Raw genomic sequence first — 25915 nt, 5'->3', positions numbered from 1 at the left:
ATGGAGATACTAACAGGCAATAATATTTTAGCAGGTTTAGACTCTTATTTTAAAGATAATGGATATGACAACTTATATATTATAACCGACCATAATGTAAAGTATTATCATGGCAAATACTTATCCAGCCTGTTAAAGGGCTATAATTATAAGTTCTATTCCATCCCACCAGGAGAGAAAAGCAAATCCATAGATGTGGTCTTATCCATATATGATGATTTGATAGAGAATCAAATCGATAGAGAGAGTTTGATTATTGCTTTTGGAGGTGGAGTAGTTGGCGATATAACAGGATTTGTTGCAGCCACATTTAAAAGAGGTATAGATTATATTCAAATTCCAACTACCTTGTTAGCACAAGTGGATAGTAGTATCGGAGGCAAAGTGGGTATAGATTATAAGGGGCTCAAAAACATAATTGGTTCCTTCCATTTTCCGAAACTAATTTTAATCGATATACAATTATTGAAGACCCTATCCAATAGGGATATAACCTCTGGTTTAGCAGAAATATTAAAATATGGCTTAATTGCAGACTATGATTTATTCAATTATATCTCTTCAAACCTTTCAAAAGCATATAATAAAGACGAACACTTTCTACTAGATTTAGTAAATAAATCTATTAGTATAAAGCAAGATATAGTAAGCAGGGACAAGTTTGATAAAGGGGAAAGAAGGATATTAAATTTTGGGCATACTGTTGGTCATAGCATCGAAAGCTATTTTGATTTCAGCCAATATAATCACGGAGAAGCAGTGATTTTAGGTATGATATATGAATCATATATTGGTAAGGAAGTGGGGCTAATAGATGATGATTATTTTTGGGAGATTTATAATTCCCTCACAAAGCTAATTACACCATTAAAATTTAATGATTTGGAAATCAAATATTTATTAGAAATAATGGAGAATGATAAGAAAAAATTAAATGATCAAACTATACTTATTTTACCTATTGGAAAAGGAAAAGTAGGTATATTCAATGATGTGGATGTGGATTTGATAATAAATAGCCTAAAGGGTGAGTGGTTTTGATAATAAAAGGTAATTCAAAGAAGTTTGTAGGAGAGATTAGGGTTCCTGGCGACAAATCCATTTCACATAGGAGCATAATGATTGGTTCTATAGCCAATGGCCATTCAACAATTGAAGGGATTTTAATGTCTGAAGATGTTATAAGGACTATTGAAGCCTTTAAGTCAATGGGGGTCAATATTAGAAAAGATGATGAAAAAATATATGTTGAAGGAGTTGGACTTAAAGGTCTCAAAAAACCAATTTCAGAAATCTATTGTGGCAATTCAGGTACTACCATGAGACTTTTAGCTGGAATATTGGTGGGACAAGATTTCAGTTCAACTTTAACTGGTGATGAATCCTTATCCAAAAGGCCTATGTATAGGATTATAAATCCTTTAAAACAGATGAATGGGAATATAAAAGGAAGAAAGGATAAATTTCCTCCTTTAATGATTGAACCAAGCATGAATAGATTAAAAGGAATAGATTACCGGCTGCCAATGGCTAGTGCTCAAGTGAAATCTGCAATACTATTGGCTACTTTATATGTTAAAGGGTCTACTAGGATTAGAGAAGACAAAATTTCTAGAGATCATACGGAAAGAATGTTAAACTATTTTGGCTGTAAGATAGTTAATAATAATGGATTAATTTATATGGATTCAAATAATATTTTGACGGGGAAAGATATAACAATTCCTGGAGATATATCCTCAGCTGCCTATTTCATAGTTGCTGCTACCCTAATCAAGAATTCTAATATTATCATTAGGGGTGTAGGTCTTAATCCAACTAGAGTTGGTATAATTAATGTTTTGAAGAAAATGGGAGCCAATATAAGGATCTTAAATGAAGATATTGTGAATAATGAACCCTTTGGAGATATCCAAATAACCGAGTCGAAACTAAGAGGCATATTAATAGATGAAGATGTTATAGGAACCTTAATTGATGAAATACCAATCATTACAGTAGCAGCATGCTTTGCTGAGGGACGAACTGTAATCAAAGGGGCGGAGGAATTAAAATATAAAGAGAGCAATAGATTAATGACCATATCTAGAGAATTAAAAAAGATGGGAGCTAAAATTCAACTGCTTTCTGACGGGCTGATAATAGACGGTGTAAAGGAATTAAAAGGTGCTAGTTTAGACTCCTACAATGACCATAGAATTGCTATGGCTTTATCTATTGCAGCCCTCTTAGCCCAGGGGGAATCTAAAATCAATAATTATGAATGTGTAAATATTTCTTATCCAGATTTTTATAATACCTTATTTAATCTATGATACTATTTGTTTGATTTTTTATTTTTAAACTAATATAATTAGTGGAGAAGACAAGATAATTAAAGGAGGATTTATAATGGACTTAAAATTACCAATTGCATTGTCTAATAGACATATTCACTTAAGTAAAAAGGATCTAGATACTCTATTCGGAGAAGGATATGAGTTGACCAAAACTAAAGATTTATCACAACCAGGACAGTTTGCTTGCGAGGAGAAAGTAGATATTCAGGGGCCTAAAGGAGTTATTAAAGGAGTTAGAGTTTTAGGGCCTGTAAGAGGGGATACTCAAATAGAAGTTTCTATTTCTGACGCTTTTAAACTTGGAGTAGATCCAGTAATTAGAAATTCTGGGGATATAGAAGGAACTCCTGGGGTTAAGGTTATAGGTCCAAAAGATGAGGTGGATTTAGACAAGGGAGTAATAGTAGCAGCAAGACATATTCATATGCATACATCTGATGGAGAAAGGTTTAATGTAAAAGATGGAGATATTGTTAAAGTTAAAACAAAAGGAATTAGATCTGTAATTTTTGAAAATGTATTAGTGAGAGTAAAGGGTGATTATGCATTAGAGATGCATGTTGATATTGAAGAAGGTAATGCAGCTGGAGTTAAAAATGGGGATTTAGTGGAATTGATAAAAGAATAGAGGTGATTCTATGAAAGACATAGCTTCTATGATCGACCATACTCTATTAAAGCCTGATGCTACAGAGGAAATGGTTATCAAACTTTGTAACGAAGCTAAGGAATATGGCTTTTACTCAGTTTGTGTGAATCCATATTATGTAGCTTTAGCAAAGGAAGTACTAAGGGGATCAAAGGTTAAAATTGCAACTGTTGTTGGATTTCCATTAGGGGCTAACGTGAAGGAAGTAAAAGCTTGCGAAACAGAAAAGGCTATTGAGGATGGTGCAGATGAGATAGATATGGTTATAAATATTGGTGCTTTAAAAAATGGCGATTATTTTTTAGTGGAAAATGATATAAAGGCAGTAGTAGATGCAGCAAGAGGGAAGGCAATTGTGAAGGTAATAATTGAGACTTGTTTATTAAGCCAAGAGGAGAAGGTTAAGGCTTGCCAACTCTCTATGGAGGCTGGAGCAGATTTTGTTAAAACTTCAACAGGATTTAGCAGTGGTGGTGCAACTGTAGAAGACATAAAGCTTATGAAGTTGATAGTTGGGGGAAAATTAGGAATTAAAGCTTCAGGAGGAATAAGGGATTATGAAACAGCCTTAGCTATGGTAGAAGCAGGTGCTACAAGAATTGGTGCCAGTGCTTCTGTTGATATAGTTAAGGGGATAAAATAGCAATTGTTGTATTGCATTCCCTTAAGGTAATAGATTCAAAAATTTACCTTAAGGGTTTGTTAAATTTAATCCATCAACATTGGTAAATGTTAATTTTTTATTAATACTATGATTAAAATTAACAGTTTTGGGTAACATTAACTTAGCATGAGCATAAGGAGGGAATATTTTATGAGTCAATATCATGAACCTGTGGAATTATTAGATGAGAAAGCCAAGGATATTGTAAGGGCTTTAAATAGTTTAAAGGAAGAAGTTGAAGCTGTAGATTGGTATAACCAGAGGGTGGTGGCCTCTAAGGATGAAGAATTAAAAGCCATAATGGCCCATAATAGGGATGAGGAAATTGAACACGTTTGCATGACTTTAGAATGGCTAAGGCGTAATATGCCTGTATGGGATAGGGAACTGAGAACCTATTTATTCACTGAAGGGCCTATTACTGAAATTGAAGAAAAGATAATGGGTGAGGATTTACAAGAAGAAGCGGGTAAAGATGCTGGATTAAATGTAGGAGATTTAAAATAGAGGGGTGAATTAAAATGCTACATAGAGATAAAGCGCCAATAACTAATGATTCATGGAAGGAAATAGAAGAGAGACTGATGGAAGTATTTAAAACTTATCTTTCCGCTAGAAAGGTGTTTAGAGTAGAAGGACCTAAAGGATGGAATTATAATGTAATAACTGAAGGAAGGCTAGGAGAAATCAAAGAAGATGGAGATTTGTGCTATGCTAACTATCAAGTACTTCCATTAACAGAGGTAAGAGTTGAATTTGAAATGGATAGGTGGGAATTAGATAATATTGTTAGAGGAGCAAAAGATGTAGATTATGGGTCTTTAGAAGAAGCTGGAAGGAGGATAGCTTTATTTGAAGAAAATGCGATTTATAATGGATTAGAAAATGCCCATATTAAGGGAGTAGTTGAATCTTCAACTTGGAAAGCGTTAGATTTTGGCAAAAACTCAAAAGATATAATGGAGTCCATTTCAAAAGGTTTAATAATGCTAAAAGAGGCATATCAAGAAGGACCTTTCTCCTTAGTTGTAGGTGAAGAAGCCTATAAGAGGATTTTATCTAGTGAAACCAGCTATCCTTTTGATAAACGAATAGAGGAATTAATTGGGCATAAGATAGTATATAGCCATGTTATCGATGGAGCAATATTGGTACCATTCAATCATGAAGATTTAGAGTTAACTATTGGGCAAGACCTATCTATTGGTTATCAGGGACATGATACTAAGAAAGTGAGATTTTTCATTACCGAATCCTTCACATTTAGAATATTGGATCCAAGCTTAATCGTGAATTACAAATTATAATAAATGCAAGAATTAAGGCATGAACCTGTAATAATGTCATTATTATTGTGGTTTATGCCTTTTATAATAGATAGAAAGGGGGGAGAGGTTGTTTCATAATCTAATACGTTCTATTTTTTAATATTTAATATTATTGAATTCAGAAGGGGGTATTATTGGTGAAAAGATTTTTTGGGAAATTACAGAAATTAGGTAAAGCTTTAATGTTACCCGTAGCTGTATTGCCTATAGCTGGTATACTATTAAGGCTCGGGCAAGACGATGTTTTAAATATTCCATTTATTTCTGCAGCAGGGGATTCAATTTTTGGTAATCTTCCTTTGATATTTGCTATTGGTGTAGCTGTTGGACTTGCTTTTGATAATGCTGGAGCAGCAGGTCTAGCTGGTGCTGTAGGATATTTTATCCTCAGTACGGGTACTACTGTTATCAATGATAGCATTAATATGGGTGTACTTGGAGGAATTATCGCAGGTATTGTCGCTGGAAACTTATATAATAAATACCACGATGTTAAGCTTCCAGATTGGCTTGGCTTTTTTGGAGGAAGAAGATTTGTTCCTATTGTTACTGGTTTTGCATCTATTATATTGGCGGTATTATTTGGATTTATATGGCCACCTATTCAAAATGGAATAGATGCAGCAGCTAATTGGATGATAGGTGCTGGAGCAATTGGGGTATTTGCTTTTGGATTCTTAAATAGGCTATTAATACCTTTTGGATTACACCATGTTATTAATAATATAGTTTGGTTTATTTTTGGTGAATATGGAGGAAGAACTGGGGATTATGGTAGATTTTTAGCTGGAGATCCAACTGCTGGGATCTTTATGGCGGGTTTTTATCCAATAATGATGTTTGGATTAATTGGCGCTGCTTTAGCAATGTATAAAACAGCAAAACCTGAAAACAGAAAGAATGTTAGCGGTGCTTTATTTTCTGTAAGTTTTACCTCTTTTTTGACAGGAATAACTGAGCCCATCGAGTTCTTATTCATGTTTTTAGCTCCTTCTCTTTATTTCATTCATGCATTACTTACAGGCTTAGCTCTAGCTGTATCTTATTTATTAAATATTAAACATGGTTTTAGCTTTTCAGCTGGAGCAATAGATTATTTTCTATATATGAGATTGGCTACTAATGGCTGGTTATTGATACCAGTAGGGCTTGTATTTGGAATAATCTATTATTTTATATTTAGTTATGCTATTAAAAAATTGGATTTACCTACTCCTGGTAGGGTAGATGAAGAAAGCGGTGGGTTAGCTGAATTAATTGCTGATAGAGGAATAAGCGACGTAGCAATGGCTTATATAGATGCTTTAGGTGGTGTAGATAATTTAGTAGAAGTAGGATCTTGCATTACGAGACTTAGACTTACCGTTAATGACAGTTCATTGATTGATGAAGGAGAATTGAAAAAGATTGGTGCAACTAGCTTGCTGAAAGCCTCTACTAAGAATGTACAGGTTATAATAGGTACTAAAGCAGAAATAATTGCAGATGAAATCAATAAAAATATTAGGAAGCTTAAACAGCAAAACTAAATCCATAAAGAATATGGTGACTTTTTAGTCACCATATTCTTTATGACATGTAGGAGGTAGATCATGGTTAAAAGGATACTAGATTTAGATTTTTCTGATATTAAAAAGATGAGCAAAAGTGAGAAGCTTTTGAGTATCAAAAATGGCGAAGGTAGAACTATCATGTCAGAAATAGTTTGTACTTTTCCACCTATTTTAGGAGACATAAGCAATATGGAGTTAGCTGCTGCTTTTGGTGCAGATATTCTACTATTAAACTTTTATGATGTAGATAATCCAAAGGTAGAAGGTATTCCTGTCAAGGGTCCTTCTGTGGTAGAAAAGATCAGAGAATATACTGGAAGGATAATAGGGGCAAATTTGGAGCCTGTAGACCAAGCTCTATTGGTTCACGACAGGAGTACTTTGCCAAAGGGAAGGCTGGCTACAGTTGAAAATGCAATTAAACTAGTGGAACAAGGGATAGATATGGTACTTTTAACTGGAAATCCAAAGACTGGGGTTAGCAATGAAAAGATAATTCAATCTATTAGTGAGATTAAAAGAGCAGTTGGAGATGAATTGATAATAGCAGCAGGGAAAATGCATGGAGCAGGAAGCATGCAAGAAGCAGGTGCTAACATAATAACTAAGGACCTAGTAAAGAGATTTATCGATGCAGGCAGCGATATAATATTGATTCCAGCACCAGGTACCGTACCTGGAATTACTTTAGAATATGCAAGGGACTTAATTGATTTTTGTCATTCCCATAATAAATTAACTATAACTTCCATAGGTACTTCCCAAGAAGGGGCTGATGAGTGGACCATTAGGAATATTGCCATATACAACAAAATGGCAGGTACAGATATTCATCATTTAGGGGATGCGGGAATGTCACCGGGAATGGCTACACCTGAAAATATAATGATATACTCTATTGCAGTTAGAGGAAAGAGGCATACCTATCGAAGAATGGCAAGATCAGTTAATAGATAACCATTGAAGATTATAAATATAAAGGGTTTTAGTAAATAAAAGTGGGGACGCAAGCTTATTTAACAGAAGTTTATGTCCCCATTGTTTTAATTTAAGAATGGTAGAATAGAATTTTATACATTAAACCTAAATAAGACTACATCGCCATCTTGTATAATATAATCTTTTCCTTCTAGTCTAACAAGTCCCTTCTCTTTAGCTTTGGCCATTCCACCACATTCAAGAAGGTCTTTGTAATTTATGACTTCTGCTCTAATAAAACCTTTTTCCATATCGCTGTGTATTTTTCCAGCTGCTTGTGGTGCTTTAGTGCCTTTTTTAATTGTCCAGGCTCTTACTTCTTTAGGTCCAGCTGTTAGGAAGCTCATAAGCCCTAGAAGATCGTAGCTGGCTTTTACTAATCTATCTAATCCAGATTCCTTTAAACCTAATTCAGATAAGAAAATTTCTTTTTCTTCTTTACTCAATTGGGATATTTCGGCTTCTATTTTTGCTGAGAAAACGACTACCTGGGATTCTTCCTTCTTTGCATATTCTTCTACTAGATCAACATACTTGTTTTTTCCTACATCTAATAGATCTTCTTCTCCAATATTACAAGCATATAGTACAGGTTTTAAAGATAGTAACCCATAGTTTTTAATTATATTTATTTCATCATATTCCAAATTTAAACTTCTTAAAGGCTTGCCTTCTTCAATGGCTTTCTTTAATCTGTTTAATAATTCAAATTCCTTACTATATGCTTTATTTCCTTTTGCCAATTTTTCTACCTTCTGCAGCCTATTGTCTATAATTTCTAAATCCGATAACATTAGCTCTAAATTGATAATTTCAATATCATGAATAGGGTCTATTTTCCCTTCTACGTGAGTAATATTATCATCTTCAAAACACCTAACTACATGAATTAGGGATTCTACTTCCCTGATATGGGATAAGAATTTGTTTCCTAATCCTTCTCCTTTACTTGCCCCCCTTACCAGACCGGCTATGTCATAGAATTCAATGGTAGCAGGAGTTATTTTTTCTGGGTTAATAAGTCTTGCTAACAAATCCAATCTTTCATCTGGAACAGGCACTATTCCTACATTTGGCTCTATAGTACAAAATGGATAATTCTCTGCCTCTGCTTTTGCAGCAGTTAATGCGTTAAATAGAGTGCTCTTTCCAACATTGGGTAGTCCGACTATTCCTAATTTCATTATCGATCTTCCTTTCAAAACACCTTAAATTTACACAAAAAATATTATATATTATAAAACTATAAGATTCAATAAGTAGAAATTTGAATGATATTAAATAAAATTTTTGTGAATGCTAATAATAATTATAATACAAAAATTAAAAAAGAATAATGGATTACAAATTAATATTTATAGGAGGTTTTCTATGAAGGAGAAGGATTTGTTCTTTTTTAAAATATTGACTATGTTTCTTATTATAATCACTTTTACAGTTGGATGTAGTGAAGTAAAGAATGAAAATAAAATTGCAGAGGAAGAGTTAAATGTTGATGAAAAAAGTTTAAATGTGAGTGGGAAGGACAATGAAATTTTAATTCGTTCTGAGAACATTTCCGATATGGTAGTTAATTTATACGGAATAGATAATGCAACCTCTATTATATTTAACGATGTAGTCGCTATTGGGTTAGAGATGGCTGAAGGCAATACATTAACGGATGAGATAGAAAAAATGATCACCGATACGGTTTTGGAAAAGGATCCACAAATTAGACAGGTTTTAATAACTGCTAGCAAAAAGATATTTGACAAAATAGAAGACATCATATTATCTCTTATGAATGGAGATTCTTATGATAAACATGTAAAGGAGATAAATAAGATTATAGAAAAAATAAAGTAGGTGTGGATAGGTCCCAGCTTAAAGCTGGGTTTTTACATTTTGAATTAAAAATAATGTGACGAAGGACCAGTATTTAGATACAATATATTTATTGATAAAAACTTTAATATAAATAGTTATTCAAATTATGAGATTCTAGGTATAATGCAAGTTTTATGCTATACTAACTATATTGAGTAATATAAGGAAGGTGGTTGATGATGAATCCTGTTGCATTTAAGATATTTGGTATAGAAGTAATGTGGTATGGTGTACTAATATCTATAGGAGTAGTTATAGGCGCTATCTTAGCCATCAAAGAAGCTAAAAGGCAGGGAATTGATGAAGATACTATGATAGATCTCTTGCTCTATGCAATTCCAATAGCTCTAATTGGGGCGAGACTGCATTATGTTATATTTAATTGGAACTATTATAAAGACGATTTGTTAGAAATATTTAATTTTCGAGGCGGAGGTTTAGCTATACATGGTGCATTGATAGCTGCTATTATAGTTGCTATTATTTTTACTAGAAAGAAAAAGATAGATTTTTGGAAAGTTGCAGATGCTTGTGCTCCAAGTCTGATCTTAGGTCAGGCCATTGGGCGTTGGGGGAACTACATCAATCAAGAAGCTTATGGAAGGCCTACCGACTTACCCTGGGGAATAGTTATAGACGGAGTTAAAGTTCATCCTACTTTTTTATATGAATCCTTATGTAATTTTATTATATTTTTATTTCTATTATGGTATAGACGGGACAAACCTAAAGTTTCAGGAGAGGTTTTCTTATTATATTTAGCCTTATATTCTGTTATCAGATTTTTTGTGGAAGGTTTAAGAATTGACAGTTTAATGCTAGGATCTATTAGAGTGGCACAATTGATTAGTATATTAGCAATAATTGTTTCCATTTATTATTTCAAAAAGAGAAGACAAAGCAATAACTTGCAAAAATAGAGGGAAACCTCTATTTTTTTATGTTAATTTACCCAGAACGACTATCGAATTATGACGAAATTAGTCTTTTTTGGTTAAAAAATAGTACTTAAGAACTATAAATATTTGAAAAAAAAATTAAAATTGTGGCAGGAATTAATAAAATGGTATAGAATTAATAAGTAAGTGGTGGAAAGTGGTGTGAAGTGGGGTATAAGGATATAAAAGGGTAGCAAAGGGTGAATGGTATGTTCATTGGAGAATATCAACATACTATTGATAATAAAGGCAGACTAATAATGCCTTCTAAGTTTAGAGAAGGCCTTGGTCCTAATTTCATTATGACCAAGGGTCTTGATAATTGTCTTTTTGTCTACCCAATGGAAGAATGGCAGATACTTGAAAGTAAATTAAGGTCCTTACCCCTTACCAATAGAGATGCGAGAGCTTTCGTTAGATTTTTCTTTGCAGGAGCTACCGAATGTATACTGGATAAACAAGGAAGAGTACTTATACCCAGTAATCTCAGAGAACATGCACGACTGGATAAGGAAGCCATTATAATAGGTGTTGCTGCAAGAATCGAGATATGGAGTAAAGAAGAATGGATTTTATATAACGAAGATGATAGTTTAAGTTATGATAGTATAGCTGAGAAAATGGCAGATTTAGGGATTTAATAATGAGGAGTGAAAGTTTTGGAATTTAAGCATGTACCTGTTTTATTGGGAGAAGTAATAGAAGGCTTGAAAATAAAGGAAGATGGGATTTATGTAGATGGAACAATAGGAGGGGCTGGGCACTCTTTAGAAATAGTCAAAAGATTGACTACAGGGAAAATTATAGGAATTGATCAGGACATATATGCTATTAACAAGGCAAGGGAAGTGTTAAAGGATTATGATGATAAAACCATTTTAGTTCACGATAACTATGTGAACATTAGAAGTATACTTCTCGATTTAGGAATAGAAAGAGTAGATGGTATTTTATTAGATATAGGTGTTTCTTCTTATCAGTTAGACCGGGAGGAAAGGGGGTTTTCTTATAACAAAGATGCACCTCTTGATATGAGAATGGATATTAGTAAAGATTTCACTGCTTGGGATGTAGTTAACAAATATTCTCAGAATGATTTAGAAAGAATAATATGGGACTACGGAGAAGAACGTTGGGCCAAACGAATAGCAGAGTTCATAGTTATGGAAAGAAAGTTAAAGTCTATAGATACCACTTTAGAGCTAGTAGATATTATTAAAAAAGCTATACCTAAAAAAGCAAGAATGAAAGGGCATCATCCTGCCAAAAAGACTTTTCAAGCAATCAGAATAGAAGTAAATCAGGAGTTAGATGTTTTAAGACAAAGTGTAACTGATATGTGTAGATTGCTTAACAAAGGCGGAAGACTATGTATTATAACTTTCCATTCTTTAGAGGATAGAATTGTAAAGGAGGAATTTAAAGAATTAAGTAGAGACTGTATCTGTCCGCCAGGAATGCCCATATGTACTTGTAATAAGAAAAAGGAAATAAAGATAATAACTAGGAAGCCAATCGTTCCAAAACTGGATGAAATAAAAAGAAATCCAAGATCTAGAAGTTCAAAATTGCGAATAGCTGAACGGGTTTAGTTCTAAAGTAAAGGGGGTCAGAATAAATTGTTAGTAGCTAAGAAAGATTATGCTTATTATCCAGAAGAAATTGATTTTTATAGACAGCCTAATAGTAAGAGGAAGAGGAAAGCTAAAGTTACCAAAAAAAACCATGCTAGAAATAAGTTGGTAATTATTAGCATAGCAATGTTTTATTTGATCCTGGCTTTATTTATACTTTATAGATATGCTAATATTACTAAGATAAGAAATGAAATTACAGAGTTGGAGAGATATAAAATACAATTGGAACAGGAAAAGGAAATTTTAATGGCAGAATTGGAAGGAATAAAAAGCTCTTCTAGAATTGAAGAAAATGCTATATTTTTGTTAGGTATGGATTATCCAACTCAGGACCAAATAGTTTATGTGGATTTTGAAAATGAGGATTTTATGGATGAAAAAGAAGATAAAGGTAAGCTTTCTTTAATAGGAGAATTTAAAAACATAGTAAACTTGGTGTTAAATATATTCTAGGAGGGTTCAATTTGGCAGTGCCTACTAACACTAATAAAAAGAGACTAATATTTGTACTAATAGTGATTTCAATTGCTGCTTTTGCTTTAATCATTAGATTAGGATACATACAAATTGCAAGAGGAGAAGAATTGAAAAAAGGCGCTTTAGAACAATGGACAAAGGGAATAGAAATTAAATCCAAGAGAGGCACTATATTCGATAGGAATGGGAAAAAACTTGCTATTTCTGTCAGTTCTTATACCGTTTGGGCTAGTCCTGCTGATATAAAAGACCCCGACACTACTGTGAAATTAGTTGCTGAAGTATTAAATATGGATGAGGAATTAGTTTATGAGAAAATCACTAAGAAAACGAGTGTAGAAAAGATAAAGCAATGGATAAGTAATGAAGAGGCAAAGGAATTAAGAAATTTAAAATTGCAAGGTATTGAGATTGTAGATGATAATAAAAGGTATTATCCTTATGAAGATTTTGCAAGCTATATTCTTGGATTTACCGATATAGATAATTATGGCCTATATGGCATTGAACGGATGTATGACAAATATCTTACAGGTACTCCTGGCAGATGGGTAAAAATAGAAGATGCTAGAGGAAGGCAAATGCCCTATGGTGGAGAAAAGGTTTATGATGCTGAGGATGGACTAAATGTGGTTTTAACCATTGATGAGACTATTCAACATTTTGCAGAAAAGGCAGCACAAGAGTCTTTAATGACCACTAAAGCCAAAAATGTTTCCATTATTGTCATGGAGCCTAATACAGGGGATATTTTAGCAATGGCTACTTTGCCACAGTATAACCCTAATAATCCTAGAGAGCCCTTAGATGAAGAATTAAAGAAGCAATGGAAGGATTTACCTCAAGATGAATTGATGAGTAGATGGTATGATATGTGGCGTAATTTTGCAATTAATGATTCTTATGAGCCTGGTTCTACTTTTAAACTAATTACAGCAGCCGCTGCCATTGAAGAAAATGTAGCCCAAATAAATAGCAATTTTTATTGTAACGGGTTTATAAGGGATATTCCAGGTGGAATATTAAAATGTGCTCGATGGTATAATCCGCATGGTGCTCAAACCTTAAAAGAAGGTATGAATAACTCCTGTAACGTAGTTTTTGTCGATTTAGCTAGAAGATTAGGCAAAGATAAATTTTATAAATATATCAAAGCCTTTGGATTTGGTGAAAAGACTGGAATAGATTTACCGGGAGAGCAAAGTGGCATAATTCCTATTAGTACGGATGTAATAAGGGAGATCAATCTAGCTACGTTGTCTTATGGCCATGGAATAGCGGTTACTCCCATTCAATTAATCAATGCGGTTTCTGCCATCGTAAATGGTGGAAACCTTATGAAACCAAGACTTGTATCCCAATTGATCGATAATGATGGAAATGTGGTAATTGAAAATAAACCTGAGGTGATTAGACGAGTAATATCCAAAACCACCTCGGAAACTATGCTGGCAATGATGGGAAGTGTAGTGACAGAAGGAACTGGATCAAATGCTTATGTTCCAGGTTATAAAGTTGGTGGAAAAACTGGTACTGCACAGAAGATTATTGATGGTAGGTATGCTCAAGGAAAATACATAGGTTCTTTTGTAGCAGTTGCACCAGTTACAGATCCAAAGATAGTAGTTTTAGCTATTGTAGACGAGCCTGAAGGTATCTACTACGGAGGAAGCGTTGCTGCTCCGATAGCTGGTAAAGTGATTGAGGAGACATTATCATATCTAGAGGTGAAACCGGAGTATACTGAAGAAGAAAAAGAACAGTTTGAATACACTGTAGTGGTTCCAGATGTGATAAATATGAAATTGGAGGAGGCAGCAAAGATATTGTCAGAATTAGGGTTTAAATATACTACTGAATCTTTTAATATTATTGAAAATTCTATGGTAATTGACCAATTTCCTAAGCCAGGAACAGAAGTTACAAAGGGCTCTATAATAGATCTATACTTAATGGAAGAGGAGAAAAATGACAATAGAATCAATATGCCAGATCTTATTGGAAAATCAAGGGAAGAAATAATAAATATTTTGAACCAATTAGGGTTGAAATACGAGCTTAAAGGGGATGGCAAAGCAATAAAGCAAGATCCTTCACCTGGTACGGATATAGATATTAATTATAATATTAAAGTTGAATTTTCGAGTGTTAAGGAGTAATATTATTAAAGGGCGACTATTAGGTTGCCTTTTAATTCATTATATTAATAGACGAAGGCGGGATGGATTTGAAATTAATAGATATTATCAAAAACAGTAAATATGAAGTATTAAAGGGCAATTTAGGGATGGATATTTCAGGAATAGAACATGATTCTCGAAAAGTGACTAAAGGAAATATGTTTATTGCAATTAATGGATTTACTGTAGATGGACATAATTATATTGGAGAAGCAATTGAAAAGGGAGCAAATTGTATTGTTGTTGAGAAAGATGTTCCCATTGTTGAATGCAATATTACTGTAATTAAGGTACCTAGTACAACTGATGCTTTAGCACAATATGCAGCAAAGTATTATGAAGAGCCATCAAAAAAAATAAAAATAATAGGTGTTACAGGCACTAATGGTAAGACTACCACTACTTATTTGTTAAATAGCATATTTAGTGTAAATAACAATAAAGCGGGGATAATAGGAACATTAGGAGCCTTAATAGATGGAAAGCTTATAAAAATTGCAAATACAACTCCAGATGCTTTGACAATTCAGGAACATTTAAAGGCAATGGTGGATTCAAAAACTGAATACTGTATGATGGAAGTTTCTTCCCATTCTTTAGATTTAAATAGAGTGGAATGTATAGATTTTCAGGTAGGAATATTTACAAATCTTACTGAAGATCATTTAGATTACCATCAAAATATGGAGAATTATTATCACAGCAAGCTTAAATTGTTTTATAAGACTAATAGATTTAATATAATAAATGGAGACGATAAATATGGCAGAAGATTATTAGATGACATAAAGAATTCCATACCTATTATTACATATGGTTTAGATGAAAAATGGGATATCTATGCAAATGAAATCCGTTGTCACGGTAAAGGAGTCGACTTTATATTAAATACTCCGAAGGGTTCTATACCTGTTAATATGAAATTATTAGGGAAATTTAACGTCTATAATGCATTGGCAGCAGCTTCATGTGCCTTTCAATATGGTTTAGACCTATCCACCATTAAGAAAGGAATTGAGGCCCTATATGGAATTAAGGGAAGATTTGAGGCTGTACCAATTGATAAAGATTTTAACGTTATTATAGACTTTGCCCACACTCCTGATGGATTGGAAAAAGTATTGACCACCATAGACCAGTTTGCAGAAGGTAAGAAAGTGGTTGTATTTGGAGCTGGCGGTAACAGGGATAGATCTAAAAGACCAATTATGGGGGAGACGGTAGCAAAACACGCAGATTTATGCATTGTTACTTCAGATAATCCACGATTTGAGGACCCAGATAAGATTATAGAGGATATCTTAATCGGAGTAAAAAGGGTAAATGGTAATTATGTAGCTATTACTGATAGGAGAGAAGCTATAGAATATGCATTAAGAAATGCACAACCTAAGGATATAATTTTATTGGCAGGAAAGGGACATGAAACCTATACTATAATTAAAGATAAGGTAATACCTTTCGATGAAAAGGAGATAGTTTATGATATATTAAATACTTTAGAGAAATAAAGCAGCATGTACCAGAGAGGAGAAAATAAGAATGGTTGAATATATAGATATTATCAGGGCAGTAATTATTTCTTTTGTAATAACCCTTATATTAGGGCCCATTGTAATTCCCATATTAAAAAAGCTAAATATTGGTCAAAATGTACGGGAGGACGGACCAAAAACCCATCTAAAAAAAACCGGAACTCCTACCATGGGAGGAATAATGATTGTAATTGCTTTGTTAATAGCAACAATGAGTTCAGGTCTATTAAATAATGATATGTATGTATTGTTAATGTCTACAGTTGGATTTGGACTTATTGGGTTTATTGATGACTATATGAAAATAGTGAATAAAAGGTCTTTAGGATTAAAGCCCTATCAAAAGTTGATGGGGCAAGTGATTTTGGCAGTAATGTTGGCTGTTTACCAGTCTAATACTTCCGTATTAGGGACTAAGGTAATTATCCCCTTTCTATCTAGTAGATATTTAGATTTGGGAATACTGTATGTGCCTTTTATAGCTTTTGTAGTAGTGGGAACTGTAAATAGCGTAAATTTAACAGATGGATTAGATGGATTGGCTTCAGGGATTACATTAATAGTTCTATCCTTTTTTGGGTTAATAGCTCTTAATTGGGGGATGGATAGTATATCGATTTTTTCAGCTTCCCTAGCTGGAGCTTGTTTAGGTTTTCTAATATTCAATTCTCATCCAGCAAAAGTATTTATGGGAGATACTGGTTCTATGGCTTTAGGTGGTGCTGTATCTGCTGTAGCCATATTGTTAAATCTCCCCCTGTTAATTCCCATTGTTGGCGGAATATACTTTGCTGAAGCATTATCGGTAATCATTCAAGTTACTTCCTATAAGCTTACTGGTAAAAGAGTCTTTTTAATGAGTCCCTTACATCACCATTTTGAACAAAAGGGGTGGAAGGAGACTAAAGTTGTAATTGTGTTCTGGACTACTACAGTTATATTGAGTCTTATAGGTGTAGCAAGTTTACATTAAATTGGAAGGTAAGGTGTAAATATATGGAATTTAAAGACAAAAATATACTAATATTAGGTCTAGGAATAAGTGGGATTTCAACTGCTAAAGCTTTGTATAAATTGGGAGCTAGAATAACTGTCAGTGATTTAAGGAAAGAAGATGAGTTAAAGGAAAATATTTCTCAAATAGAGGGTTTGAACATAGATTTACTTCTTGGGACTAATGATGTACCACTAGACGATATAGATTTAATCGTAAAGAGCCCTGGAATTCCTTTAAATATTGATATTTTAAAAAAGGCTTATAAAAAGAATATTCAGGTTGTTACAGATTTGGAATTAGCTTATAAAATAAATCCCAACGCTAATCTAATTGTAATTACTGGAACTAATGGAAAGACTACTACCACTACCTTGGTAGGAGAATTTTTCAAAAAAGCTGGTTATACTACTCATGTGGTCGGAAATATTGGTGTTGGGCTATTATGGAATTTAGTAAATTCCAATGAAGAGGACATATTTGTTATTGAAGCTAGCAGTTTCCAACTAGAAAATACTATGGATTTTAAGCCTAAGGTAAGCCTTATACTTAATATTACTCCTGATCACTTAAACTGGCATAATACACTGGAAAATTACATAAAGGCTAAGAAAAAAGTATTTATTAATCAAGGAAAAAATGAATTTACCATTTTAAATTATGATGATCAATTATTGAGAAAGATGGAAGGGGAGGTTAAATCCAATTTAATTTGGTTTAGCGTAGACAATATTCTTACTAAGGGAGTTTATACACAGGATGACTACATCGTTATAAATGATGGCGTTAAAACTCATAAAGTTATCAAAAGTGAAGATGTAAAAATCCTAGGAAAACACAATTTAGAAAATGCTCTTGGGGCTGTGGCTATCGGTTGGATTATGGGATTGGATGTAGATATTATGAAGGAAGTATTATCTGAATTTCCAGGAGTAGAGCATAGAATTGAATATGTAACCACCATTAAAGGTGTAAATTTTTATAATGATTCAAAGGGAACTAATCCCGATGCAAGCACTAAAGCCATTGAAGCCATTAAACCTCCCATCATATTAATTGCAGGCGGTCAAGACAAAGGTAGTGATTTTGAAGATTTCATACTTGCTTTTAATGATAAGGTTAAAACTCTAATATTATTGGGAGAAACCAAGGAAAAAATAAAGAATACTGCTCTAAAATTAGGATTTAATAATATATATATAGTAAATAATATGGAGGAAGCGGTAAATAAAAGTTTTGAGGTATCAGAGAGTGGAGATAATGTGTTGTTATCGCCTGCATGTGCTTCATGGGATATGTATTCAAGCTTTGAAATGAGAGGAGAAGATTTTAAAAGAGCCGTTTACCGTTTGAAGGAGGAATAAAATGGCAAAAAAGGTAAAAAAGAAGGCCTGCGACTTTATCTTATTGTTGACTACCTTACTTCTAGTGTTTATTGGAATAATCATGGTTTTTAGTTCATCTTGGCCTGAGGGCATAAGGATGAATGATGGCTACTATTTTTTACGAAAGCAGATTATTTCTGCTTTGGTAGGTTTTGTAGGAATGCTATTTTTTATGAATTTTGACTATAGATTTATTTATAGGCTTTCAAAGTTAATTTACCTTTTTTCGATAATAAGCGGTCTTTTAATTTTTACCCCGTTAGGAGTGGTAAAAAAAGGAGCTAGAAGATGGATTAATTTGGGTTTTGCTACCTTCATGCCATCAGATATAATTAAATTAGGTTCTATTATATTCCTAGCTGCTTTTCTTTCCAAAAGAAAGGATACCATAAGGGAATTTAAAAAGACTACAATTCCTACTATCATGATCATTGGATTATCTTGTGGGCTCATATATCTCCAAAAGGATTTAGGAACGACTGTAACTTTAGGGGCAACCTTAGTGAGTATTTTTTTTGTTGCAGGTATGAAAATCAGCCATTTAATCCTCATGGCTATTGGAGCTATTGTAGGCCTTGTACTGGCAATTTTTACTGGAGATAATGAATATCGTATCAGGAGAATAGTAGCCTTTTTAGATCCTTTTGCTGATAAAGCTGATTCAGGATGGCAGGCAGTCCAGTCCTTATATGCGTTAGGTTCTGGAGGATTATTTGGATTAGGGCTAGGAAAAAGCAGACAGAAATTTTTCTATATACCAGAGCCCTATAATGATTTTATATTTGCAATAATAGGAGAAGAATTAGGTTTTTTGGGTACATTGACTGTTATACTATTGTTTATGATCATAATATGGAGGGGCATTAGAATAGCTCTAAACACTGAAGACCTGTTTGGCTGTCTACTTGCAACAGGCATCGTTTCTTTGATTACCGTTCAAACTTTAATACATATTGCAGTAGTCACTTCAACCATACCAACAACTGGTATTCCTTTACCATTGATCAGTTATGGAGGTACTTCATTAGTACTTTATATGTCTGCAATAGGTATTCTTCTTAATATATCAAGACATGTAAAAGTGGATGGGAGTTGAAATTATGAAATATCTAATAGCAGGAGGAGGTACTGGAGGACATATATATCCAGCATTAGCAATTGCTTGGGAAATAAAGAATAGAGACCCTAATGCAGAAATACTATATGTTGGGACTGAGAAAGGCCTTGAAAGTGAGTTGGTACCAAGAGAGGGCTTTACATTTAAAACTATTCGGGTTATGGGATTTCCACGAAAGATTGGTTTAAACTCGCTAAAAGCAACTAAAGAATTGTTTCTGGGCCTTATGGATGCAAATAAGATTATAAAAGAATTTATGCCTGATGTAGTAGTTGGAACAGGAGGGTATGTTTGCGGGCCAGTGGTATATATGGCAGCTAAAAAAAGGATCCCAACCCTTATCCATGAACAGAATGTCTTTCCTGGCATAACTAATAAAATTTTGGCCAAATATGTTAATAAGATATTAGTCACCTTTGAGGAATCGAAAAAGTATTTTAAATATCCAGAAAAGGTAATAGTGACTGGAAACCCTATAAGAGACAATATATTAAAGGTCGATAAAAAAAAGGCGTATATAGAATTAAATATAAATCCTGATATCCCTTTTATACTTTCCTTTGGAGGTAGTGGAGGTCAGAAAAAGTTAAATGATGCCATGTTCCATGTGATAAAGAAAAACACATCTAATTATAATATACAGATTCTCCATATTACTGGAAAAAGATTTTACCATGATTTTATAAATAGAGTTAAAAAAGACAATTTAAATATTGGAAATAATATAAGGATTATGCCATATTTTTATGAAATGCCTAAAGGACTTAATATTGCAGATTTAGTAATTACAAGTGCTGGGGCTATTACTCTAGCGGAAATTTCTGCTATAGGTATAGCAAGTATATTAATCCCCAAGGGATATACTGCTGAAAATCATCAGGAATATAATGCAAGGGCTTTTGAAAGAGAAAAGGCTTCCCACGTTATTCTTGAAAAAGATTTAACGGGGGAGAACCTTAATGTGGCAATTGAGGACCTTATAAAGGACAAAAAAAGATTAAAGGAGATGGCCAATAGAAGCAGGTCTTTAGGAAAAATTGATGCAACTAAAAAAATAGTTGACATAATAGAGGGATTAATTGGATAAGATTATGTCACACTTCCAAATATTATGCATAATATAGTCATATACGTCTGTATAGTCATATTTGGAGGTGCGATAATGGGGAAAATAGTTGTTATTGGAGGCAACAGGTTAACTGGGGAGGTAAGCGTAACAGGTGCTAAAAATGCGGTTTTACCCATTTTAGCTGCTACTGTTATTGGAGGGAATGAAAGTACTATATTTAACGTTCCAAAACTAAGAGATGTAGAAGTAATGGAAAAAATACTGATCTCCCTTGGGTGTAAAGTAAAAAGGCTAGATAGAATGATGTGGGTTGATTCTAAATCATTAAATAGTGTTAAAATACCAGAAGAACTAGTAAGGGAAATGAGATCATCCATAATACTTATGGGGGCTATGTTGTCTAGAACCGGGGAAGTGATTATCAGTTATCCTGGTGGCTGTGAAATTGGACCAAGGCCAATCGATTTGCATCTTAAAGCATTAAGGGAGTTAGGAGCAGATATAGTGGAATCCCATGGATTTATATATTGCAAGACCAAAGAATTAAAGGGCTGTGAAATTCAACTTGATTATCCGAGTGTGGGAGCTACAGAAAATATTATGTTGGCGGCAGTAAAAGCGAAAGGTACTACCATTATTAGAAATGCTGCAAGAGAACCTGAAATTGTAGATTTACAAGATTATTTGAATAAAGCTGGTGCAAAGATTAGCGGAGCAGGTACTAGCGTTATAATAATCGATGGAGTGAAAGAACTAAAAGACGTAACTCATAATACCATGCCGGACAGAATAGTAGCAGGAACCTATATGATAGCTTCTGCTATAACAGAAGGAGAAATAGTGATTAAAAATATAATAATCGATCATTTGCAAGCTATAATAGCCAAATTAAGAGAAGCTGGTTGTTTGATATACACAGATAATAATTCTCTAAAGGTAATAGGTCCAAAAAGGATAAACTCCATTGAGATGATTCAGACATTGCCCTATCCTGGTTTCCCCACTGATATGCAAGCTCAAATGATGGCATTATTAAGTATAGCAAATGGAACGAGTATTATTTCCGAAACGGTATTTGAAAATAGGTTTAAACATGCGGAGGAGTTAATTAGAATGGGTGCAAATATTAAAATTTTTGGGAAAGTAGCTATTATAAAGGGTGTAAAGGAATTAACTGGTGCGAAAACTACTGCGAAGGATTTAAGGGGAGGAGCATGTTTAATACTGGCTGGTTTAGCTGCTAAGGGTGTTACTGAAGTAGAAAATATGTACCATATTGAAAGAGGATACGAAGATTTTCATATTGAATTGGAAAAGCTAGGTGCCAATATTAAGAAGGTTGAATAACAGCAGCTTATGCTGCTATAATAGCTTTGGACAAGCATATAGGTGATTATAATGAAAAGGGATAGAAGGTCAAAACTAAAGAAGAAAAGAAGAAAAAGAATATTGAAGCTATTCATGCTCATTCTAATTGGAATCATCATTTATCTTTTTATATTTAAAACGGATATTTTTAATATAAAAAGAATTGAAGTAATTGGCAATAAAAATTTAAAGAAAGACCAGGTAATAAAAGCGTCCTTGTGCAATATAGGTGAGAATATATTCAATATTAGCAAGAAAAATGGGGAAGCTAGTTTAAAAAGATTATCTTATATCAAAGAAGCAAACATTAAAAGAAAATTACCAGACAAAATAGTTATAGAGATCGTTGAAAGAAAAGAGATTGCCATAATTCCTTATATAGGTTCTTATATTTATATAGATGATGAAGGATATGTGTTGAAAATAGAAGAGCAAAATGATGAAGTTGATCTTCTTAGAATAGATGGTATAAAATTAGAGAATCCAATCGAAGGAGATAATCTATTTCATACATTAGCAGATGAAGAAATGGTGGTTTTTTTTAACTATAGCAACTCATTAAATCTTATATCGTTAATGAAACGTGTAGATTTTGCCGATAAAACTAATGTAGTAATAGAATTAAAAAATGGTGTTAAAGTTGCATTTGGTTTACTTGATAATGTAAAATATAAATTAAGGTTCCTTAATAAAATAATTAATGATATAGAAGAAAAGGGTATAAATGCTAGACATATATTGTTCAATAAAGGTGATAATCCGATAGTAGTTACAGACGATAGGTAGGGGGAGATTTATGAAAAGTAGAACTGGACAATTTGCAATTACTATAGTGTCCTTATTATTAGGTATTATATTAGCTATTCAATTTAAAACCGTTAATAAAACCGTTGGCGAAGGGGTTTTGCCAGTTCAAAGGGCTCAGCAGTTAGCATTAGACCTGAAAAAGGTTCAGGAGGAAAGAGATGCAGCTATTAAAGCGTTAAATGAAGCTGAAAACAAGATTAAGCAGTATGAAAAAGGCGAAGCGGACAATAATGTGTATGTTGAAAATCTTTATAAGGATTTGGAAAAGTACAGAATTTTAGCAGGTTACGTAGATTTAGAAGGACCGGGTATAGTATTGGAGATCCAAGAACCGCCTGCAGATGTACAATTTGGAATAGAGTATAGTATAGTTGATGATTTGGACTTAATTCTTCAAACCATAAGCGTTTTAAATGCAGCCCAAGCTGAGGCCATTTCCATAAATGATCAAAGATTTACTGCCTATACTGAAGTAGAGAGGGCAGGAAACCATATTGAAGTCAATGGAGTTTCTATTAGTTCTCCAATAGTCATAAAGGCCATTGGTGATCCTGATACTTTGGAGTCTGCACTGTCTATTAAGAGAGGTATAGTATGGACCCTTAAATATTATGATTATAATGTTCATTTATCCAAAGAAAAAAATGTAAGGATTCCTAAGTATAGAAAATTAATCGAGTTCGTGTATTCCAAACCGGTAGAAGATGAGGTTAATTAGATTGGAGGATCAAAATGAAAAAATTGAATAAGGCCAATCTAATAGTTTTTGCTTTCTCCATATTAATAGGGATCTTCATTGCAATACAACTCAAGCAAAATGTAGAATATTTTGCTCCGGTGACTTTAGATTCCATACAAACTATGAAAAATGAAATTAATGCTATCAATAAGGAAATTGAAGAATTGAATAAGATGCTAGAGGATAAGCAAGCTCAAATTGAGATGTTGGAAAGTATAGCTAGTGGTGATGAAAATATTATAGATATCTTAAAATCAGAACTTGAAAAGAATAAATTGGTTGCTGGATTCAAAAAGGTTCAAGGACCAGGCATAATAATACGAATGGAAGATAATATGTCAGAGGATGCTTTTGGTCAGGAGCACGATCTAGATATAATACACGATACAGATGTTTTAAGGATAATAAACGATTTGAGAGCTGCAGGTGCAGAAGCCATAAGTATTAATGAACAAAGGGTATTATCTACATCAGAAATTAAATGTGGTGGACCTATTATAAGGATAAATGGAAGAAGCGTAGCAACCCCATTTTATATTAAGGCAATAGGGGATCCTAAGTTGTTAAATGCAGCAGTAAATGCACCTAATACCTATGGATATGCCCTAAGAACGATAGATCAGTTAAATATTGAAACTAGTATTGAAGACAATATCATAATCCCAGAATATAGGGGGATTGCTAGCTTTAGATATGCGAAACCAATAAGAGAAGGTGATTAATATGTTTTTTGCTTCAATTGGTATATTAATTGGTATAGCCATAGGACTCTTATTGCCATATACTTACAATGTGCAATATTCATTATATATTTCTGTTGCTATATTAGCTTGTTTGGATTCAGTATTTGGAGGTATAAGAGCAAACCTAGAGGATAAATTTGATTTAGGAATTTTTATGTCTGGATTTTTTGGAAATGCCATTTTAGCAGCTTTTCTAGCATATATTGGAGATTGGTTAGGAGTACCACTATATTATGCAGCAATATTTACCTTTGGCAGTAGGCTATTTGAAAATTTTGCAAGTATAAGAAGGATTTTAATTAATAAGAGGTTTAGAAAAAGTGAATGAGTTTTAAATTAATACTTCCTGTTAGTTATAATTGGATTTAGTTAAAGAACTAGTCTGTGATATTATGGATGTTAAGAAAATTTTAAAGGGGGTTAGTTGTATGTTTGATTTTGATGTTGAAGCTGAAGAATTTGCAAAGATCAAAGTAGTTGGTGTTGGTGGTGGAGGGAACAATGCTGTAAATAGGATGATAGAATGTGGTGTTAGAGGTATTGATTTTATAGCAATTAATACCGATAGACAGGCTTTAAATTCTTCTAGAGCAGAATTAAAATTACAGATTGGGGAAAAATTGACTAAAGGGTTAGGAGCGGGGTCTAATCCTGAGATTGGAATGAAAGCAGCAGAAGAGAGCAGAAATGAAATTACAGAAGTTTTAAAGGGTGCTGATATGGTATTTATTACTGCAGGTATGGGTGGAGGGACAGGTACTGGTGCAGCTCCAATTATTGCAGAAACTGCAAAGGAGTTAGGAATATTAACTGTAGGAGTAGTTACTAAACCCTTTACCTTTGAGGGAAGAAGAAGGCAAATGCATGCAGAAAAGGGCATAGAAGAGTTAAAGGAAAAAGTAGATACTTTGGTAACCATACCAAATGATAGATTGCTCCAAGTAGCAGAAAAGAAGACTACAATGGTACAAGCTTTCTTAATGGCTGATGAAGTACTTAAACAGGGAATACAAGGCATATCAGATTTAATTGCCGTTCCTAGCTTAATCAATTTAGATTTTGCTGATGTTAAGACTATAATGTATAATAGAGGCATTGCTCATATGGGTATTGGTATTGCTTCTGGTGAAAATAGGGCAATAGATGCTGCTAAATTAGCTATTAAAAGTCCATTGTTGGAAACTTCTATAGATGGGGCTAAAGCAGTTTTATTGAATATAACTGGTGGAGATGATTTAGGACTATTTGAAATCAATGAAGCAGCTGATTTAATTAGACAGTCTGTTGATGAAGATGCTATTATAATTTTTGGTGCTGGAATCGATGAATCATTAAAAGATGAAATAAAAATAACAGTAATTGCGACAGGTTTTGATGATGAAAAAAGGCGAAAGACAAGTAAGTCTTTTGAGCTTGATATTGATTCTGAAAGCGCTATGACTAAAGAATTCGATTTAGATGATCTGGATATCCCGCCTTTTTTAAGGAGGAAAAATAAATAGTTTTTCATTTCTATATGTCAAAAAACGTTTCTCAATAATGAGAT

At 33.4% G+C, this 25915-nt stretch carries 26 protein-coding genes; 25 read left to right on the top strand and 1 reads right to left on the bottom strand.

The window, feature by feature from the left end; genetic code table 11:
• From aroB to BLV68_RS02565, 8 genes are all read left to right on the top strand, one after another.
• Positions 1-1041, top strand: a complete 1041-nt coding sequence (gene aroB / locus BLV68_RS02600) for a 3-dehydroquinate synthase (RefSeq protein ID WP_093750611.1) — start codon at positions 1-3, stop codon at positions 1039-1041.
• Positions 1032-2315 (top strand): 3-phosphoshikimate 1-carboxyvinyltransferase, encoded by a 1284-nt coding sequence (gene aroA, locus BLV68_RS02595; RefSeq protein WP_093750609.1) that lies wholly within the window; start codon positions 1032-1034, stop codon positions 2313-2315. Before aroB ends, aroA begins: the two co-directional genes overlap by 10 nt.
• 76 nt (positions 2316-2391) lie before the next feature.
• Positions 2392-2967: a phosphate propanoyltransferase gene (gene pduL / locus BLV68_RS02590; protein WP_093750607.1), complete on the top strand. Its 576-nt coding sequence runs from the start codon at positions 2392-2394 to the stop codon at positions 2965-2967.
• 10 nt (positions 2968-2977) lie between these two features.
• Entirely contained in the window at positions 2978-3631 is a 654-nt protein-coding gene (deoC, locus tag BLV68_RS02585; protein ID WP_093750605.1) for a deoxyribose-phosphate aldolase, read from the top strand.
• 171 nt (positions 3632-3802) lie between these two features.
• The gene (locus BLV68_RS02580) at positions 3803-4159 is read left to right on the top strand and encodes an encapsulin-associated ferritin-like protein (RefSeq protein ID WP_093750603.1); all 357 of its coding nucleotides are present in this window, start codon (positions 3803-3805) and stop codon (positions 4157-4159) included.
• Between the two features lie 14 nt (positions 4160-4173).
• Positions 4174-4959 carry a family 1 encapsulin nanocompartment shell protein gene (locus tag BLV68_RS02575; protein ID WP_093750601.1) on the top strand — a complete coding sequence of 262 codons (786 nt, stop codon included), beginning with the start codon at positions 4174-4176 and terminating at the stop codon, positions 4957-4959.
• Positions 4960-5117: 158 nt separating this feature from the next.
• Entirely contained in the window at positions 5118-6509 is a 1392-nt protein-coding gene (gene nagE / locus BLV68_RS02570; RefSeq protein ID WP_093750599.1) for an N-acetylglucosamine-specific PTS transporter subunit IIBC, read from the top strand.
• Between the two features lie 63 nt (positions 6510-6572).
• Positions 6573-7490 (top strand): DUF7916 family protein, encoded by a 918-nt coding sequence (locus tag BLV68_RS02565; RefSeq protein ID WP_093750597.1) that lies wholly within the window; start codon positions 6573-6575, stop codon positions 7488-7490.
• Positions 7491-7603: 113 nt separating this feature from the next.
• On the opposite strand, the gene ychF is transcribed toward BLV68_RS02565, so the two are convergent.
• The gene (ychF, locus tag BLV68_RS02560) at positions 7604-8695 is read right to left on the bottom strand and encodes a redox-regulated ATPase YchF (protein WP_093750595.1); all 1092 of its coding nucleotides are present in this window, start codon (positions 8693-8695) and stop codon (positions 7604-7606) included.
• A gap of 187 nt (positions 8696-8882) precedes the next feature.
• On the opposite strand from ychF, the gene BLV68_RS02555 reads away from it, so the two are divergent.
• The 17 genes from BLV68_RS02555 to ftsZ all read left to right on the top strand — a co-directional run bounded on the left by BLV68_RS02555 (position 8883) and on the right by ftsZ (position 25871).
• Positions 8883-9359 (top strand): YhcN/YlaJ family sporulation lipoprotein, encoded by a 477-nt coding sequence (locus BLV68_RS02555; RefSeq protein ID WP_159428592.1) that lies wholly within the window; start codon positions 8883-8885, stop codon positions 9357-9359.
• 200 nt (positions 9360-9559) lie between these two features.
• Complete coding sequence (gene lgt, locus BLV68_RS02550) at positions 9560-10300, top strand: prolipoprotein diacylglyceryl transferase (RefSeq protein ID WP_093750591.1); 741 nt, start codon at positions 9560-9562, stop codon at positions 10298-10300.
• Between the two features lie 227 nt (positions 10301-10527).
• Positions 10528-10959 carry a division/cell wall cluster transcriptional repressor MraZ gene (gene mraZ / locus BLV68_RS02545; protein ID WP_093750589.1) on the top strand — a complete coding sequence of 144 codons (432 nt, stop codon included), beginning with the start codon at positions 10528-10530 and terminating at the stop codon, positions 10957-10959.
• 18 nt (positions 10960-10977) lie between these two features.
• On the top strand, positions 10978-11910 hold the full coding sequence (rsmH, locus tag BLV68_RS02540; protein ID WP_093750587.1) for a 16S rRNA (cytosine(1402)-N(4))-methyltransferase RsmH: 933 nt from the start codon (positions 10978-10980) through the stop codon (positions 11908-11910).
• 27 nt (positions 11911-11937) lie between these two features.
• Positions 11938-12408 (top strand): FtsB/FtsL family cell division protein, encoded by a 471-nt coding sequence (locus tag BLV68_RS02535; protein WP_093750585.1) that lies wholly within the window; start codon positions 11938-11940, stop codon positions 12406-12408.
• A 17-nt stretch (positions 12409-12425) separates the two neighbouring features.
• Entirely contained in the window at positions 12426-14591 is a 2166-nt protein-coding gene (locus BLV68_RS02530; protein WP_234949823.1) for a penicillin-binding transpeptidase domain-containing protein, read from the top strand.
• Positions 14592-14659: 68 nt separating this feature from the next.
• Positions 14660-16123, top strand: coding sequence for a UDP-N-acetylmuramoyl-L-alanyl-D-glutamate--2,6-diaminopimelate ligase (locus BLV68_RS02525; RefSeq protein WP_093750581.1), 1464 nt, complete (start codon positions 14660-14662; stop codon positions 16121-16123).
• Between the two features lie 31 nt (positions 16124-16154).
• A complete protein-coding gene (mraY, locus tag BLV68_RS02520; protein ID WP_093750579.1) occupies positions 16155-17120 on the top strand; it encodes a phospho-N-acetylmuramoyl-pentapeptide-transferase in 966 nt (321 codons plus the stop codon).
• 23 nt (positions 17121-17143) lie between these two features.
• A complete protein-coding gene (murD, locus tag BLV68_RS02515) occupies positions 17144-18505 on the top strand; it encodes a UDP-N-acetylmuramoyl-L-alanine--D-glutamate ligase (protein WP_093750577.1) in 1362 nt (453 codons plus the stop codon).
• 1 nt (position 18506) lies between these two features.
• Entirely contained in the window at positions 18507-19622 is a 1116-nt protein-coding gene (gene ftsW / locus BLV68_RS02510) for a putative lipid II flippase FtsW (protein ID WP_093750575.1), read from the top strand.
• 4 nt (positions 19623-19626) lie between these two features.
• The gene (gene murG / locus BLV68_RS02505; RefSeq protein WP_093750573.1) at positions 19627-20730 is read left to right on the top strand and encodes an undecaprenyldiphospho-muramoylpentapeptide beta-N-acetylglucosaminyltransferase; all 1104 of its coding nucleotides are present in this window, start codon (positions 19627-19629) and stop codon (positions 20728-20730) included.
• A 75-nt stretch (positions 20731-20805) separates the two neighbouring features.
• On the top strand, positions 20806-22059 hold the full coding sequence (gene murA, locus BLV68_RS02500; protein WP_093750571.1) for a UDP-N-acetylglucosamine 1-carboxyvinyltransferase: 1254 nt from the start codon (positions 20806-20808) through the stop codon (positions 22057-22059).
• A 51-nt stretch (positions 22060-22110) separates the two neighbouring features.
• The gene (locus BLV68_RS02495; RefSeq protein ID WP_093750569.1) at positions 22111-22866 is read left to right on the top strand and encodes a cell division protein FtsQ/DivIB; all 756 of its coding nucleotides are present in this window, start codon (positions 22111-22113) and stop codon (positions 22864-22866) included.
• 10 nt (positions 22867-22876) lie between these two features.
• Entirely contained in the window at positions 22877-23605 is a 729-nt protein-coding gene (locus BLV68_RS02490) for a DUF881 domain-containing protein (protein WP_093750567.1), read from the top strand.
• A 14-nt stretch (positions 23606-23619) separates the two neighbouring features.
• Positions 23620-24348, top strand: a complete 729-nt coding sequence (locus BLV68_RS02485) for a DUF881 domain-containing protein (RefSeq protein ID WP_093750565.1) — start codon at positions 23620-23622, stop codon at positions 24346-24348.
• Position 24349: 1 nt separating this feature from the next.
• On the top strand, positions 24350-24697 hold the full coding sequence (locus BLV68_RS02480) for a small basic family protein (protein WP_093750563.1): 348 nt from the start codon (positions 24350-24352) through the stop codon (positions 24695-24697).
• Positions 24698-24797: 100 nt separating this feature from the next.
• The gene (gene ftsZ / locus BLV68_RS02475; RefSeq protein WP_093750561.1) at positions 24798-25871 is read left to right on the top strand and encodes a cell division protein FtsZ; all 1074 of its coding nucleotides are present in this window, start codon (positions 24798-24800) and stop codon (positions 25869-25871) included.
• Positions 25872-25915: the final 44 nt, after the last annotated feature.

This window comes from Tepidimicrobium xylanilyticum (genome assembly GCF_900106765.1).
In the GTDB taxonomy this organism is placed as follows: Bacteria; Bacillota; Clostridia; order Tissierellales; family Tepidimicrobiaceae; genus Tepidimicrobium; species Tepidimicrobium xylanilyticum.
Note: the sequence above shows the minus strand (reverse complement) of the source record. Positions and strands in the feature narration are given on the sequence as shown.

Coding starts and splice junctions, on each gene's coding strand:
- aroB (WP_093750611.1), top strand. CDS start 1: ATGGAGATACTAACAGGCAATAATATTTTAGCAGGTTTAGACTCTTAT.
- pduL (WP_093750607.1), top strand. CDS start 2,392: ATGGACTTAAAATTACCAATTGCATTGTCTAATAGACATATTCACTTA.
- deoC (WP_093750605.1), top strand. CDS start 2,978: ATGAAAGACATAGCTTCTATGATCGACCATACTCTATTAAAGCCTGAT.
- BLV68_RS02580 (WP_093750603.1), top strand. CDS start 3,803: ATGAGTCAATATCATGAACCTGTGGAATTATTAGATGAGAAAGCCAAG.
- BLV68_RS02575 (WP_093750601.1), top strand. CDS start 4,174: ATGCTACATAGAGATAAAGCGCCAATAACTAATGATTCATGGAAGGAA.
- BLV68_RS02565 (WP_093750597.1), top strand. CDS start 6,573: ATGGTTAAAAGGATACTAGATTTAGATTTTTCTGATATTAAAAAGATG.
- ychF (WP_093750595.1), bottom strand. CDS start 8,695: ATGAAATTAGGAATAGTCGGACTACCCAATGTTGGAAAGAGCACTCTA.
- BLV68_RS02555 (WP_159428592.1), top strand. CDS start 8,883: ATGAAGGAGAAGGATTTGTTCTTTTTTAAAATATTGACTATGTTTCTT.
- lgt (WP_093750591.1), top strand. CDS start 9,560: ATGAATCCTGTTGCATTTAAGATATTTGGTATAGAAGTAATGTGGTAT.
- mraZ (WP_093750589.1), top strand. CDS start 10,528: ATGTTCATTGGAGAATATCAACATACTATTGATAATAAAGGCAGACTA.
- mraY (WP_093750579.1), top strand. CDS start 16,155: ATGGTTGAATATATAGATATTATCAGGGCAGTAATTATTTCTTTTGTA.
- murD (WP_093750577.1), top strand. CDS start 17,144: ATGGAATTTAAAGACAAAAATATACTAATATTAGGTCTAGGAATAAGT.
- ftsW (WP_093750575.1), top strand. CDS start 18,507: ATGGCAAAAAAGGTAAAAAAGAAGGCCTGCGACTTTATCTTATTGTTG.
- murG (WP_093750573.1), top strand. CDS start 19,627: ATGAAATATCTAATAGCAGGAGGAGGTACTGGAGGACATATATATCCA.
- murA (WP_093750571.1), top strand. CDS start 20,806: ATGGGGAAAATAGTTGTTATTGGAGGCAACAGGTTAACTGGGGAGGTA.
- BLV68_RS02495 (WP_093750569.1), top strand. CDS start 22,111: ATGAAAAGGGATAGAAGGTCAAAACTAAAGAAGAAAAGAAGAAAAAGA.
- BLV68_RS02490 (WP_093750567.1), top strand. CDS start 22,877: ATGAAAAGTAGAACTGGACAATTTGCAATTACTATAGTGTCCTTATTA.
- BLV68_RS02485 (WP_093750565.1), top strand. CDS start 23,620: ATGAAAAAATTGAATAAGGCCAATCTAATAGTTTTTGCTTTCTCCATA.
- BLV68_RS02480 (WP_093750563.1), top strand. CDS start 24,350: ATGTTTTTTGCTTCAATTGGTATATTAATTGGTATAGCCATAGGACTC.
- ftsZ (WP_093750561.1), top strand. CDS start 24,798: ATGTTTGATTTTGATGTTGAAGCTGAAGAATTTGCAAAGATCAAAGTA.